Here is a 15,958-nt window from a genome sequence, read left to right as displayed (position 1 = left end):
TCGATCCTCCGCACACTTTTTCGTTGAGCCTTACAATTCCTGCGGCCACGACTTGCCTCAACGTTGATTCTGATCTATTTTTGGAACGTTCCCGAAATTTTGAAAAATCTGTATATTGCTAGTGCGGCCTCGTGCTAACAATTTAAGGCTATAATCCATGACACTGACTGAACTGATCATCGCTTGCGGTGGTAACGAAAATTTACTTCGAGCCCTTCGTGTCGAAGAGCAGGTAATCCTTGAGCTTGCTAATCCAGCGCTACGCTCTTCGGCTGCCGCCGAGCTGCCGTTTAATACACAGCTATCTCAACTCTCCTGGCAGCCAGAACATCCTCTCGATACGCATGAATGGCAGCAGCTCGGTCAATGGATAGAAGCCAACCAACGTAAGCAGCTACTTAGCGTTCAGGAGCTAACGACATCCATCTACCGCCCGAGCTGGCATATTGCGCCACCTCAGGGGCTGCTCAACGACCCTAACGGCTTTATCTACCATCAGGGCGAGTATCACCTTTTCTATCAGTTATACCCGTTTGCCTGCGACCATAAAGATAAATACTGGGCTCACGTTACCAGCACCGATCTGCTTAACTGGACAACGCAGCGCATCGCCCTGTGCCCGTCAGACTGGTTTGATAGCCATGGTGTATTTTCCGGCCATGCTGTCAGTAACGGCGACGAGCTGATGTTGTTCTATACCGGCAATGTCCGTATCGGTGAGCAGCGCGATAGGATCACCACCCAATGTCTGGCGACATCAAACGACGGCCTGCATTTCACCAAGCACGGGCCGGTTGTCGATACCCTGCCGCCCTCTGTGACTCCTCACTGCCGCGATCCCAAAATCGTCCAGCATGGTGACCATTGGCTGATGTTGCTCGGTGCTCAGCATCAGACAGTTGATCATCAACTGCAGGGCCGCCTTGCAATCTATCGTTCCGATGATCTGTATCACTGGTCATATCAAGGCCTGTATGGCGATGAGCTAGGACAGTTCGGCTACATGTGGGAATGCCCGGATCTGTTTGAGCTGAATGGCCAGCTTGCAGGGATTATCTGCCCTCAGGGAATCAAGTCATCCAGCGAGCACTACAAAGTTCCGCACCATAACGGCTATATCAAAGCGTCTTTGGATCAGGACGGCCACCTAACCCTTGGTGATTTCACCACCCTGGATTATGGTTTTGACTTCTATGCCCCTCAAACAGCCGAAACACCAGACGGGCGCCGTTTGCTTATCGGCTGGATGGGATTACCCGATGAAACCGATCAGCCAAGCTGCCAAGATGGCTGGCTGCACCAGCTAACCTGCCTGCGCGAGTTGAGCTGGGAAGACGGAAAAATGTTCCAGCGTCCGGCGCGAGAGCTACAGGCTCTACGTGGGGCAAAGAAGCAGTACAACTTTACCGAAGCATCGGTTAACCAAGCCATCCCGCTAGACACAAAGAGCTATGAGTTACGAACCACTATGACATGGCCTGAAACCGGACAGAACACAATACGCCTGATGGATAATGGTGAGCAATACTGTGACATCATCCTGGACTCAGACAGTCAACGTATCCTGCTTGATCGCAGCCATACCCATTCGACTGATGGCGAACAGATCCGTGAAATCACCTGGAACACAGGTGAGGATGTTGAACTTCAGGTATTAGCAGATCACTCATCATTAGAGATATTCATTAATAATGGAGAATACGCCATGACGGCCCGAGTATTCACGCCAGAGGATGCAACATGTCTTCAGTTAATATCCGACAGGCCGCAGTTATGGCAAGATGTGACATTGTGGCCACTTGGCTAGCCACAATAAATAGCTTTGAATAAAAGCAACCACCCTCATCAAAGCGTGCTGGAAATCGTCGAACCGAAACCTTCCAGCACTTAACTCTATATAAATACAGCTGCCTAACAGGTTAGTAATAACTTAACGCTACTATCGAGACTCTTATATTTTAAAGCACAGCATAAAAGTGTATATTTACTAAGTGCGTTAATTACTGCCTGGTTTTGTATTTCATAAGCTATGTGGCTCACTATAAACCACTCTGTGACAATGGAAAAAATCAGATTTAAAAAGAAGTAGCAAAATCTATATGCCCAATGTTTCATTGGTATCCTGTTATAAAACTCACAATTTGAATAATGTTTCGCCTACCTCTCCGGCCCAACACCAATGTAACAGGCCGAAACCACAATCAAATCGCAATTAAACCGTTAATTATCAATAATATACGAAATCAACTCTCATCATTCAGCGTCAATTTTATAGCGCTCAACTTAATCAAAGTAACGTTAAACTTACATAAGTCGCTTTTTTCGTTACCTAAAGAAACTATAAATTACACTATGTTACACCCAGTGTGACGCACGACTCGTAATTATTTTAAAACCTGCCTTATGATTAGCTACATCAATTGAGGCGAGTTAAACAATAAAACTTCAATGAATAAAAATTAACTCAACGTAAGATTAAGAGGGTTCCTCAAATTATCTATACGACGTGTTATTGAATATTAGCTGTCTGTATCTTTATCTTATTTAAAGATAACTAACACCTAAACTGTTACACCGCTTTATTAACTATCCAGCTCACTCACTGGATATTTAAAATAGCGTATATAAGCATTTTTATTAATCTAAAAATATTGTTTTAAAAGTTCATAATGAATGGGGGTTCAAATGAACGTTTTTAGTACTATGCAAAAAATGGGGCGTAGCCTCATGCTGCCGGTGGCATGTATGCCAGCAGCAGGTATCCTTCTAGGTATCGGTGGTAACTCAGAAGTTGCTAAATTCCTACCTGAAATCGTAGCACAGGTAATGACCGAGGCCGGTCTGGGTGTGTTCGCCAACATGGCATTGCTATTTGCCATCGGTGTTGCACTGGGCTTTACAAAGAACGACGGTGTAGCTGCTCTTGCTGCAGGTCTTGGTTACCTAACAATGACCCGCGTTCTGGGTGTTGTTGCAGAAGGCACAGATACCGGTGTATTCGGTGGTGTCATCATGGGCTTGGTAGCCGCACAACTTTTCAACAAATATCATGATATCAAGCTACCAACTTACCTTGGCTTCTTCGGCGGTAAACGCTTCGTTCCAATCGTAACCTCTCTGGCTGCGTGTGTGGTAGCAGCTATCCTTGCTATCGTTTGGCAACCAATCGGTGCCGGTATCGCAGCATTCTCTGAGTGGGCTGCTTATCAGTCTCCAGAAGTTGCATTCGGTATCTACGGTATCGTTGAGCGTTCTCTAATCCCATTCGGTCTGCACCACATCTGGAACGCACCTTTCTTCTACGAAGTTGGTGAGTTCACTACAGCTGCTGGTGAAGTTGTTCGCGGTGAAATCCCTCGCTACCTAGCAGGTGATGCAACAGCGGGTAACCTGGCTGGTGGTTACATGTTCAAGATGTTCGGCCTACCTGCAGCTTGTCTTGCAATGTACGTAACAGCTAAGCCTGAGAACAAACTAAAAGTTGCTTCTATCCTAGGTTCTGCTGCACTGACTTCGTTCCTAACAGGTATTACTGAACCAATCGAATTTGCATTCCTGTTCGTAGCTCCAATCCTGTACGTTGCTCACGCACTACTAGCTGGTTCTGCTTTCGTAGTAATGATTCTACTAGGCATCAAGCACGGTACTACTTTCAGCCACGGTCTGTTCGACTTTACCCTACTGTTCGGTCAGTCAACTAACGGTTGGTTGCTACCAGTAATCGGTGTTGTCTACGCAGTTATCTACTTCCTAGTATTCGTTACGCTAATCAAAGCGCTTGACCTGAAAACAGTGGGTCGTGAAGACGAAGAAGAGTCTAAGGTTGAAGTCAACACAGCTTCTGACGGCCTTGCTAAAGAAATCACTGAAGCATTCGGCGGCAAAGCTAACATCAAAGACCTTGAAGCTTGTATCACACGTCTACGTGTAACAGTAATCGATGGCTCTAAAGTTGACACAGCACGTCTGAAAGCACTGGGTGCAGCGGGTGTGTTCGAGAAGGGTGATAACTTCCAGGCAGTATTCGGTACTCACTCTGAAATCATCAAAGGTCAGATGGAAGCACTAGCTTAATCCTGAACACTTTAAATGAAACATCAAACCGGGCTTAGGCCCGGTTTTTTTATCCCTGCGTATCGGGATAACACTGGAAAAAATAAGGGCAGCCACAAGGCTGCCCTTTTGATTACTCAATATCGGCAAGCATTCTAGCCAGCAAGGTATGCCGCCAACTGTTCGGCAGTCGGCAAGGCCGTCATTGCGCCTTTCGCCGTTGTGGCAAGCGCGCCGCAAGCATTGGCCTGCTTGATAATATCGAGCAGCTTATCTGCCTGCTGCCAGTCATCACTTACCGCCAGACCTGCCAGCAAGCCGCCAACAAAAGCATCCCCGGCACCTGTGGTATCAACCGAACTAACAGGCCGCCCTTTCACCAGTTGCTGACGCTCAGCCTGCACCACCAGCGCCCCTTTCTTGCCCTGGGTAATGATCACCAGCGGTAGATTAAAGTTATCGTTCAGCCAAGCCAACGCCGACTGCAAATCATCTTTTCCGGTAATAAATAGCAGCTCATCATCAGAAAACTTCACCACATCAGCCAATGCAACGGCCTCGAGAACCACAGGCATTAATTCCTGCGGATTCGCCCATACCTCTTCACGTAGATTGGGATCAAACGACACAAAACCGCCCGCGGTACGTATCGCTGTCATTGCCCCGAGGGTGGTCGAGCGAGAAGGCTCATTTGCCAGTGCAATCGAGCAGACGTGCAACCATTCGCCTTGCTGAAAAGCAGGCACATCTTCCGGCACCGTAAACTGATCGGCACTGGGTTTCACCATGAAAGTAAAGCTACGTTCACCATCGTCATCCAGATCGACAATCACTGTTGAGGTACGCTGGTCGGCATCAAGAAGCATTTGCTCGGTAGCGACGCCCTCATCGGTGAGTACCTCTTTCATAAAACGACCAAGTGGATCCAGCCCGACCCGGCCAAAGAAAGCACTGTCGCCACCGAGACGGGCGACCCCCACCGCAACATTTGCCGGTGCCCCACCCGGGCACTTCAGGTAAGTCCCTTCTCCCTCAGGGATCAAATCGACCACTGCATCCCCTGTGACCCATACTTTAGCCATCTTTCTACTCCGATATGTATATTGCATACATTATTGCTAAATCGATTTAGCTGAACAACTGATACTATACTTCTACCAAACAAAATGTGATCTGAACCGAAGAGAAGTCCCTACCAAAAGGAGCTATATTCAACAATCGCAAAAATGTGTTAGTATCGACACAAAAGAACAACAAACAATTCACATTCCCACTATCAATCGATAAGAGACTTACCTTGGCATGAATCACGCCAGTCTTCTCGCGCTAACCCATAATGCGGCCTTGTTACTGGCCATGATCTTTATCTACGACATGGCAACCCGCCGCAGTCATGACTCTTTTGATTTACTGTGGAAACTCATCATGGGTCTAGCCCTTGGAGTTATCGGTACCGTCATCATGCTGACTCCCTGGGAATACGCTCCCGGGATTATCTTTGATACCCGCTCGGTTTTGCTTGGGATCTCAGGCTTATTCTTCGGCCCAATCCCCACCGTTATCGCGATGGCGATGACAGCTATCCTGCGGCTTTACCAAGGTGGCGAAGCTGCGATAACCGGGGTGACGGTAATCATCGCTTCCAGCGTCCTGGGTATCGCCTGGCACTATTACCGGCGGCGGCCATTATCAGAACTAACCGCTCGCGAGCTCTACTTATTCGGGATCTTAGTCCATGGCATTATGCTTGCGCTAATGTTCACCTTACCCCTGCCGATCGCACTTAAAGTGCTGTCTGATATTACCTTCCCGGTACTACTCATTTATCCGCTGATCACCGCTGCCATGGGAATGTTATTTGTCCGGCGGCTACAGCGAGATAAAACAGCGGAGGCACTACGAGAAAGTGAATTCCTGTTCCGCTCCCAGTTTGATTTGGGCAACATTGGGATAGCTATTACTCACCCGAAAAAAAACTGGCTTCGTGTTAACCCCCGACTATGCAAGATGCTTGGTTACAGTGAGGAAGAGCTTCTTCACTTAACCTGGGCCGACCTTAGCTACCCTGAAGACCTGCAGCTGGATCTGATCCAGTTTGATCAAATGATGGCAGGTAAAATAGATGGTTATTCACTTGATAAGCGATTTATCCGTAAAGATGGCGGTATCGTCTATGTTCACATGACCATTGCCTGCTACAGGGTCGATGGAAAAGTACAGTTCGCGATTGCGGGCATGCTGGATACTTCAGAGAACAAACATGCCGAAGCCAAACTTGTTGCCCAAAAAGAGCAGCTAACCTCTGTCCTTGCCGGCAGCGAGCTCGGCTTTTGGGACTGGAATATTCAGGCCGACACAGTACAGCGAAATGCCCGCTGGGCTGAAATGCTAGGCTACAGCTTCGAGGAGATAAAACTGGATTCAACCCTCTGGCTTAATCGAATTCATCCCGAGGACAGGCAGGCCGCCCAGCAGTCTTTGGCTGATCACCTTGAAGGGCGTAGCGCTCAGCATAAAATTGAATACCGAATGCGAACCAAGCAAGGGGACTACAAGTGGATCCTCGACTGCGCCAAAATCGTCAATTTCAGTGCTGACAACAAACCACTGCGGATGTGTGGCACCCATACCGATATTACCGAGCGTAAGCTGGCTGAAGAATCAATGCAGCTGGCATCCATGGTTTACCAAAACAGCAGTGAGGCAATGGTTGTCACCGACAGCGACGGCGAGATCATTACTACCAATCCGGCCTTTACTGAAATAACCGGTTATTCGCTGGATGACGTCAAGGGCCAAAGCCCCAAGCTGCTGGTATCACGCAAACAAGACAGCAACGTCATCCAGGACATGCTGCATACACTGAGCAGCAATGGCCAGTGGCAGGGAGAAATTAAAAAGCGCCACAAGAGCGGGAAGACATATACAGCCTGGCTTACCGTTAACTCCATTACTAATGCTGACGGAACTATCCATCGGCGTGTTGCCCAGTTCTCAGACATTACCGACAAGAAAAAGTCTGACGAGATCATCTGGACCCAGGCCAATTTCGATGCCTTGACTGGCCTGCCCAACCGCCACATGTTTATTAATCAGCTTGAGCAAGAGAAGAAAAAAGCTCAGCGGGCTAACCGTCCCATGGCCCTGCTTTTTCTTGATCTCGACCACTTCAAAGAAGTCAACGATACCCTGGGCCATAACATTGGTGATCAACTACTGGTTGATGTCGCACAACGCCTGCAGAGCAGTGTCCGCGATACCGACACCGTATCGCGTCTTGGCGGTGATGAGTTTACAGTCATACTCAGTGAACAAGACGATGCCCATGGTGCCGAGCAGGTGGCGCAAACCATTCTCAGCCAATTCTCTGTGCCGTTTTCCATCGGTGTTGAAACTATCTATATATCACCGAGTATCGGTATCACCCTCTACCCGGAAGACGGAACTGACGCCGATACCCTGCTTAAAAATGCCGATCAGGCAATGTATGCCGCCAAAGAGCAGGGGCGCAACTGCTACCGCTACTTCACATCGTCGATGCAAGAAAAGGCGCTGTACCGCCGTCAACTGGCCAATGAGTTACGGCTTGCGCTCAACAGCAGCCAATTGCAGCTGCACTACCAGCCGATTGTCGAGCTGACCACAGGCAACATGACCAAGGCCGAGGCCCTGATCCGCTGGTGCCATCCGACACTCGGCATGGTCAGTCCGGCGGAATTCATCCCGGTTGCCGAAGAAACAGGGATCGTAATCGGACTTGGTGACTGGGTTTTCCACCAGGCAGCCCAACAAGCTGCCCGGTGGCGAACTTTGCATGACCCAGAGTTTCAGATCAGCATCAACAAATCCCCGCTGCAATTTCGTGACAAAGGCAATGATATATCGCGCTGGATTGATCATCTTCGAGCGCTGGGGCTACCGGGACAGGCAATCGCGATTGAAATTACCGAGGGGCTATTGCTTGATGCCAGCAAGGCAGTGACAGACAAATTACTCGAATTTCGTGATGCCGGTATCGAGGTGTCTCTCGATGACTTCGGCACCGGTTACTCATCGCTCTCCTACATCAAGAAATTCGACGTCGACAATATCAAAATCGACCAGTCGTTTGTTCGCAGCCTCAAGGCTGGCTCTGAAGACCTCGCTGTTTGCGAAGCCATCATTGTAATGGCGCACAAACTCGGTTTGAAAGTGGTCGCAGAAGGGATTGAAACCAATGAGCAGCGTGCCCTACTGGCTGCTGCAGGCTGTGACTATGGACAAGGAAGCCTCTTTTCCATGCCGCTACCGGAAGAGGAATTCAGCGCGTTACTGTCGTCAAAAGAAGTCACCGAAGAAGTCGCCATATAACTCAGGCAATGGTGCGGAACAGCTTTTGCTTATGAGGTTAGTTTATTCCACCCACTTGAAGGAACGCTTCAGAAACGACACAGCCTGATGATCAACAATTTCTCCATGTGCCATGATTATTCGCTCTGGCTGCCAGTTGAGAAGCAACTGAACATGAACTCTCACCACCGGCTTTTTAAAGCTAAGCCGCCAGTCCAGTGGCGTTTTTCCGTTCGGCGCTATGATCCTGGCCCCTTTGGCCAATAGCTTTCGCCAACCTTTGAAATGTCCAGAAGGAAAGTTCTCTATCAAATCGGTCAAGATCACTGTTCGTGTTGCATGATGGAAGAAGATGCACTCCTGCATTAATGGTGAGCCACTCACCAACCGCTGATCGATTTCATCTTGCCAGGGCCACTTTTCGACAAGCTGGGGATGAAATTGCTCGGTCAGATTAAGTGATGCATCGAAATCAAGATCTTCACGCTTGGCAATCACCTCGTCAGTGCCAAAAAGCTGCGCGTCAGGATAGTGTTCCAACCACTGGTCCAAATACAGATGATGCAGATGATTGGGAGCAATAAGGTATTTAACCCGTCCCAAGGCGGCCAACTGCTCGGCAAGCTCCGGAGAGTAACGAACAGGACTGTGCAGCCAAAGATCACCCGTTTGCAGCAGGATCACCGTCATCCGGGTTGTAAACGGGCAGCAATAAAAAGAGACCGTGTCTCCGTCAACAATCCATAGTTCTTTGGCCAGCTGTTTCATGTCGTCCCTTACTTAAGCCGATTCTCCAATAGTAAGTACCATGATAAAGGCTGTTCTTTTCCGCCGTTATATAAAAAACCGGAAAATAAGATACTAAAAGGCATTTTCATAACTTATTGCCTCAAGATATTTATCAATAAAATCAAACAGCTAAATGGCAAGTTATAATGTTGACTGATAATAAGCCAAAAAATAAATGCTAGAACAAATATTAAGATAAAAAAAGCTGCCAAACACTTGTCGGGCAGCTTCAACGTAATAAAACGATTATTGTCGGATTACAACGGCCAATGGTCAAAATAGATATGGCTTGCCTGCCAGTCTACCTTTTCCTGATTGTCGGCTAATAGCATCTTGGCCACCGTAAATGAGAACTCAAAGCTCACCCCCAGGCCCTTACCGGTAATAAAGTTATCCGTAACAACAACTTTCTTATCGAGATACTCACCATCGGCAAATTTATCTGCCAACTTATCACCCGTTGTGTACGCTCTGCCTTCCAATAGGTTATGGGCAGCCAAGACCTTGGCACCTGATGAGCACAAGGCACATATATACTTACCTTCACTGATATGACGCTTCAGGAAATCCACAACCATCGGATTGGCAGACAGGTTATCGGTCCCTTGGGGACCGCCCGGCATCATAACGGCGTCATAGGTCTTGTCGTGACAATTCTTCAAGACATCATCAGCCGTAATTCGAGTTTCAAAGTACGTATTCAGGGCAGTAGTTTCCATGCAAGACAATACTGTCACCCTGATATCCAATCGACGCATAATATCGATAAAGACTACAGCTTCACCCTCTTCAAACCCGTCAGCCAGCAATACAGCTACATGTTTTTCTGTCATCTTCACGATCCTAGGCGTTAACTAACTTACATGTTTCACGAACATTGTTGGCAATAGTTTCCCAATCGTTATCACGAATAGCTGCCGTAGGAGCAATCCAGGTGCCGCCACACGCAATCACCTGAGGGATTGCCAAATAGTCCATCAGATTGGCTGGCTTTACACCACCCGTTGGCATCAGTTGAATATTGCCGTAAGGGCCAGTCAGTGACTTCAGCATATTAATACCACCCGACGCTTCAGCCGGGAAAAATTTCAATGCGGTGATACCAAGCTCCAACGCCTGCTCAACTTGACTAGGGCTATTTACGCCCGGAATGATTTTTACACCTTTTTCCTGGCAATATTTAACCGTCGTTGGGTTAAAGCCCGGGCTTACAATAAAATCGGCACCGGCTTCTACCGCCAAGTCCACCTGAGCGGGAGTCAGCACCGTACCGGCGCATAGGATCAAGTCCGGAAAAGCTTGTCTGATCAAACGAATTGACTCTGCTGCCGCCTTACTGCGAAATGTTATTTCTGCGGCAGGCAATCCATTTTCACTCAACACCTGTGCCAGTTTTACTGCATCCTTGGCATCTTCAATCTGAATAACAGGCATCACTCGTAGTGCACGTAATGTTTCAATCCACTTACTGTTCATATCAAATACTCATTAGTTCCGTAATATAGCGTGTTTGCTCCAGCGGAATAATCGCCCCTTTGTGCTGGATCACCTGCGCGGCGAGTTTGTTGCCCCAGTGGCAGCATTCATCGGTTTCCATACCCATACTCCAGGCAGCGAGAAATCCTGCATTAAACGAATCCCCGGCTGCCGTCGTATCGACAACGTTATCCACTTTATTACCAGCAGCCATTCCGTTGAGGCTATATTGCGACCACATAGCCCCCTCACTGCCGAGCTTAACAACCACCTGCTTGACCCCCATGGAGTGCAGCCGCTTGGCAATAATGCCAGCCGGAGAGTTCGTCATCCCCAGTAGCAAATCCTCATCTTCGGCAGTCACTAAAGCAATATCACTAACCTGATACAACTTGCCTAGCCATTCACAGGCATCGGAACCACTCTGCCACAGCCGTGGACGATAGTTAGAATCCACCGCAATTTGGACACCACTTTGCTTTAACAGCTCAAGCGAACGTAGCAACAGATGTTTGTCCTTATCCGGTAGAATGGCCAAAGAAATGCCCGAAAGATAAACGAGATCAAAATCTTTTAGCGACTCCACAACACCTGCAAAATCACCATGCTGGCACAGTTGACGTGCAGCAGAGTCATTGCGCCAATAATGGAAGCTCCGTTCACCTTGCGGGTCAATCTCAATCGCATACATGCCCGGTAGCTTATCGGCCACCTTTAGTACCATTGAAGTATCAATACCTTCACCTTGCCATGCAGACATCATCTGACGGCTATAGGTATCATCGCCCAGTGCAGTGACATAATAAGGCGCAAGCCCGGGGACCATACGCGACAGGTAGACGGCAGTATTCAGTGTGTCACCACCAAAACGCTGTTCCTGGGTGGAAAAAGGCATTCCACTCAGTTCAATCATGCACTCGCCAATAATGGCAATTTTCTTCTGCTTAAACCTCAGAGTTGAAGCCATCAGTTTGCTATCCATTTCTTATGTTTTCTGGAAGGAAAAGAAAATGGCTACACCTTCGATGTTGAGGGAGCACTTCAGGTGTAGCCCTGCAATAACACAGGGGGCGTGCTTGCCTTTTCTTTTCCGAAATACAATTACAGCTTGCCGGCGCTACCACAGACCGCAATTTTTTCCATTACCACTTTCTTCATGGCTTCTTTGCCAGGAACAATATAATGGCGAGGATCGTTGGCGTTCGGGTTTTCAATGAAGTACTGCTTAACAGCATCTGAGAAGGCAATCTTTAGCTCAGTTGCAACGTTAACCTTGGTGATACCAAGCTCGATACAGCGACGAACATCTTCATCAGGCACACCGGAAGCGCCGTGCAGTACAAGTGGCACATCTGTTTTGCCACGAATAACACCCAGGCGGTCAAAATCCAGTCGAGGCTCTTCTTTATACATACCGTGAGCAGTACCAATAGCAATCGCCAAAGAATCAATGCCTGTTTTGGTTACAAACTCCACAGCTGCTTCTGGATCAGTAAATAGCGCGTCTTTGGCATCAACAATCAGATCATCTTCCTGGCCACCAAGACGCCCCAGCTCAGCTTCCACAGAGCAGTCCCAGCGATGGCAGAACTCCACCACCTTCTTCACCAAATCAATGTTCTTTTCAAAAGACAGGTGAGAACCATCAATCATGGCAGACTTAATGCCAGCTTCTACCTTGTTGCGGATGTCACCAAACGACTCGTGATGGTCAAGATGCAACGCAATTGGCATTTGATAGCGCTTCGCAGCCTCCTGGCAAATCGCGACCAAGTAATCTGTACCAGCATACGAGAAAGTTCCCGGTGTACCGGCCAGAATGACTGGCGATGCCATTTCAGCAGCTGTTTCGACAACAACCTGGACAGTTTCCAGGTTATGGATATTAAACGCAGGAACCGCGTAACCGCCTAGCTGCGCTTTATGGAGCATTTCACGAGATGAAACCAGAAACATATATAACCTCAAAACCTTCATTAGCTTTCGATTTAATGATATTTGAAAACAAAAGCAAATAAAAAGATCTAGATCACATAAACACCAGAAGACGAAAGCAATCGAAAGGAAGGAGGGAAGAAAATCTTTCGTGATGTAAGAGGAAAAGGACTAAAAATGAAAGCACCAGCATCTATTTACGACGAATAGTATAAGAATATGAAGATATCTGGCTGCAATCGACTCGTAGCTGGAGGGGGGAGTTAATTGAAGAAGCCCTAAACGAGTAAAGGGCCTCAAAGGCCCTTTCTCATTGTTACTTTGCCGACTCTGTTAATATTTCATAACGGTCCTGCCCCCATGCAATCGGGGCTGGTTTAGTTTTAATCCAATCATAAAAGGCAGCTTTTAGCTCATTCACCTTATCAGGATATTTATTGGCCAGGTTAACAGACTGTGACGGGTCTTTCGCGTAGTTATAGAGTTCATACTCTCCCTTCCCATCATCGAAATAGTGCAGCGACCAATTCTGATCCTTGATTGCCCACTCACCTTTCGACAGCTTTTCAATATGCTTGCTCGGGATGAACTCATTGTTTTCAAAAGTGATCCAATTCCAGTAATTGCTCCAAAAGTCAGCATTTTGCGCATCATAATGAAGAGCTCGTGGACCAGCCCAATATAAATATTTATGAGGCTGCTGTTTTTCACCTTTCAGCGTTGGCAAAATATTCTTACCATCGACTTTCATCTCACCAGGTATTGTTATTCCTGCCGCAGCCAGAGCTGTCGGCAAAATGTCCATCGCTGAAATCATGGTGTCGTTAACCTGGTTTTCAGGTAAAGCGCCCTTCCAATGGACAATGAAAGGTACATGCACACCACCACGGTATCGCTGCCCCTTAAACGCACGGTCCATACCGTTCATTGGCATCGGAGACTCAAACACAGCACCGTTGTCCGATAAGAAGAAGATGAGCGTATTATTATACTCGCCAATCGCTTTTAGCTTATCGATAATTTTGCCGATACCTTCATCGGATGCATTAACGTGAGCATAATACTTGTCAACTTCAACATTACCGGTATTAAAGCGCTCCATGTATTTAGCCGGAGCCGGTTGTTCAAGTGGAATATGCGGAACACTATAAGCCAAGTTAATAAAGAATGGTTTATCTTGACTGTTTGATTGCTCAATAAAGTTAATCGTTTCTTTGGTTAAATTATGCGTCAGGTATCCTGGGGCCGGAACATTTTCGTCGTTCCGATAGATGGATGGAGAGTTATACAGAGCCGCACCTGACGCAAAATAGCTATAGGAATAATCGAAGCCACGTTCTTCCGGCCGATAGCCAGGTGCTGGCGTTGAAATCTGATTATCGTGGTAATCACGACTTTGATCATCTTTAGGCTTAAAATGTTTGCGAACTTTAGCATTGTGGTACTTACCAATACTTGCTGTCGAATAGCCATTCTCACTCAACAATGATGGTAGAAGTTTGATATCAAGAGGAATACCAAGCTTTGCATCATCATTACTGTACGTACCAAAGCTATGCGGGAAACGCCCTGTCATCATACCTGCGCGTGACGGCCCGCAAACTGGTGTTGCCACGTAAGCATTGGTCATTCTAACGCCTTCATTTGCAAGCTTGGTAATGTTCGGCATTGAACGCTTAGCGGCATCATATAACTTGTCATAACTGCCTTTGTAGCGCTCAGGAACAGGACGTTTTAACAACGCCTCGCTATCAACATCTTCTAGCGCAAAATCCAGCTGTGCCGTACCTAAATCGTCCATTACAATAAGCAGAACGTTAGGCTGCTCTGTTTTTTCTGCTGCCACCGACATTGCTGGCGATAACGCACATGCTGCTGCCACAAGCCCGGCCAACACCGTCTTCTTGTTTGAGGACAGTTTCATTGTTCACTCCTTTATAAATAAAACTTGGATTGCTTCATCGCATGTTGGCCAACATTGGCATGACATTGGCGGCAACTCCCCCACCCTGGATTTCTTGTGCCATCAAGTGCATCGCCGGCGCGGTATGGGTGAATATGCGTTTATAGGAAGCACACAGGTAATTTTGTTTATGTTTTTCACCTGAAATGGGAACCAACCTATGCTTGGGACAGCCGCCATGGCAGAGTACGTTAACTTCACACTGCTGGCATAGACTGGTTAATTTGGTTGACTTGGCAGAACCAAAACGCTGCTGTTGCTTGCTTGTCGCAAGCTTACCAATATTTGTTTGAGTAATATTGCCAAGGCGATTAGCCGGATAAACATAATGATCACAGGAGTAGACATCACCATTGGACTCGATAACCATCGCTTGGCCACAGTCCTTTGCCTGGACGCAAACCGACGCGGGATAGCCCATCCAGGTTGCCAGCATGCTGTCGAACATACGGATAAAAATACGGCCAACATCCTCTTTGATCCACTCATCAAAGACCTCTGTCATAAATTGACCGTACCCATCGGCTGGTACCGAAAAGTGTGTCAATGTCGCATCAGCTGTCGGGGAATAATGACCGGTGGTACTTTGCTGGCAATGTTGCTCTACTTCGACAATAGGAATGAATTGAAAATGCACCGAACCTAACGCTTTCAGTGCGTGGTAAGTTTCCCTACCCTTATTCCAGTTTTGATCATTAATTACAGTGAGCGTATTAAATTGAACATTAAACTCTTTCAATAGTGAGATAGCATGTTTAACGCGTTCAAATGTTGGTTTGCCATTAACTGATATTCTATATTTATCATGTACTTCTGCTGAACCATCGACAGAAACACCAATTAGAAAATTGTTCTCGGCAAAAAATTGCGCCCATTGGCGGTTTATCGCCACTGCATTGGTCTGAAAACTGTTCGTAATCGTTTTTCCGTCAGCATATTGTTTTTGATACTTCACGGCATTACGGAAAAAATCCAGCCCTGCAAGAGTTGGCTCCCCTCCTTGCCAAGCAAAGTCAATCTCGTCACTGTCCTGAGAACGAATATAGTCGCGGACATAACGCTTAAGCATCGAGTCAGACATTTGATCACTAGATTGGGGTGATGATGACTTCTCAGCTGCCGAGCCATGCATCATTTCTTCTTTTTCAAGATAGAAGCAATAATCACATTTCAGATTACAACGATAACTTGCTGGCTTTGCCATCATATGAAAACGGGCTTTTTGAAAATTTGATCCGGCCATGACAATCACCCAAGACACTGCGAAAGATTTCGAAAATAAGTGAAAGGAATATACGAAAATCACAGCTTAAGCGGAACGACTCAGATCACATATTTGACAGCAATGTTAAAAAACGAAAGATTAAGTAGAGAAATTGGCTCTATTTAGCTCATAATCTCACCGAATCTTAG

General features: G+C 47.1%; 11 protein-coding genes. 3 read left to right on the top strand and 8 right to left on the bottom strand.

Going from position 1 to position 15,958, the window contains the following annotated elements:
- The first annotated feature begins 157 nt into the window (after nucleotides 1-157).
- Both BIT28_RS21280 and ptsG read left to right on the top strand, forming a co-directional pair.
- Nucleotides 158-1,807, top strand: coding sequence for a glycoside hydrolase family 32 protein (locus BIT28_RS21280; protein ID WP_075766945.1), 1,650 nt, complete (start codon nucleotides 158-160; stop codon nucleotides 1,805-1,807).
- 878 nt (nucleotides 1,808-2,685) lie between these two features.
- Nucleotides 2,686-4,074, top strand: a complete 1,389-nt coding sequence (gene ptsG / locus BIT28_RS21275) for a PTS glucose transporter subunit IIBC (protein WP_075766944.1) — start codon at nucleotides 2,686-2,688, stop codon at nucleotides 4,072-4,074.
- 134 nt (nucleotides 4,075-4,208) lie between these two features.
- Here the strand turns inward: ptsG and BIT28_RS21270 are convergent, their stop codons facing one another.
- Complete coding sequence (locus tag BIT28_RS21270) at nucleotides 4,209-5,135, bottom strand: aminoimidazole riboside kinase (protein WP_075766943.1); 927 nt, start codon at nucleotides 5,133-5,135, stop codon at nucleotides 4,209-4,211.
- Nucleotides 5,136-5,355: 220 nt separating this feature from the next.
- On the opposite strand from BIT28_RS21270, the gene BIT28_RS21265 reads away from it, so the two are divergent.
- Entirely contained in the window at nucleotides 5,356-8,403 is a 3,048-nt protein-coding gene (locus BIT28_RS21265) for an EAL domain-containing protein (protein WP_075766942.1), read from the top strand.
- A gap of 42 nt (nucleotides 8,404-8,445) precedes the next feature.
- Here the strand turns inward: BIT28_RS21265 and BIT28_RS21260 are convergent, their stop codons facing one another.
- The 7 genes from BIT28_RS21260 to BIT28_RS21230 form a co-directional block, all read right to left on the bottom strand.
- Nucleotides 8,446-9,150 carry a DUF4336 domain-containing protein gene (locus BIT28_RS21260; protein WP_075766941.1) on the bottom strand — a complete coding sequence of 235 codons (705 nt, stop codon included), beginning with the start codon at nucleotides 9,148-9,150 and terminating at the stop codon, nucleotides 8,446-8,448.
- Nucleotides 9,151-9,428: 278 nt separating this feature from the next.
- Entirely contained in the window at nucleotides 9,429-10,004 is a 576-nt protein-coding gene (locus BIT28_RS21255) for a DJ-1/PfpI family protein (RefSeq protein WP_075766940.1), read from the bottom strand.
- Nucleotides 10,005-10,014: 10 nt separating this feature from the next.
- Nucleotides 10,015-10,647, bottom strand: a complete 633-nt coding sequence (locus tag BIT28_RS21250; protein WP_075766939.1) for a bifunctional 4-hydroxy-2-oxoglutarate aldolase/2-dehydro-3-deoxy-phosphogluconate aldolase — start codon at nucleotides 10,645-10,647, stop codon at nucleotides 10,015-10,017.
- 1 nt (nucleotide 10,648) lies between these two features.
- Nucleotides 10,649-11,614, bottom strand: coding sequence for a sugar kinase (locus BIT28_RS21245; protein ID WP_075767022.1), 966 nt, complete (start codon nucleotides 11,612-11,614; stop codon nucleotides 10,649-10,651).
- Between the two features lie 134 nt (nucleotides 11,615-11,748).
- A complete protein-coding gene (locus tag BIT28_RS21240; RefSeq protein ID WP_075766938.1) occupies nucleotides 11,749-12,603 on the bottom strand; it encodes a tagatose bisphosphate family class II aldolase in 855 nt (284 codons plus the stop codon).
- Between the two features lie 295 nt (nucleotides 12,604-12,898).
- The gene (locus tag BIT28_RS21235) at nucleotides 12,899-14,506 is read right to left on the bottom strand and encodes a sulfatase family protein (protein WP_075766937.1); all 1,608 of its coding nucleotides are present in this window, start codon (nucleotides 14,504-14,506) and stop codon (nucleotides 12,899-12,901) included.
- Between the two features lie 34 nt (nucleotides 14,507-14,540).
- The gene (locus BIT28_RS21230) at nucleotides 14,541-15,788 is read right to left on the bottom strand and encodes an anaerobic sulfatase maturase (protein WP_075766936.1); all 1,248 of its coding nucleotides are present in this window, start codon (nucleotides 15,786-15,788) and stop codon (nucleotides 14,541-14,543) included.
- Nucleotides 15,789-15,958 lie beyond the last annotated feature (170 nt).

This window comes from Photobacterium proteolyticum (assembly GCF_001939735.1).
GTDB lineage: Bacteria > Pseudomonadota > Gammaproteobacteria > Enterobacterales > Vibrionaceae > Photobacterium > Photobacterium proteolyticum.
This window is presented reverse-complemented; position numbering and strand designations above follow the sequence as displayed.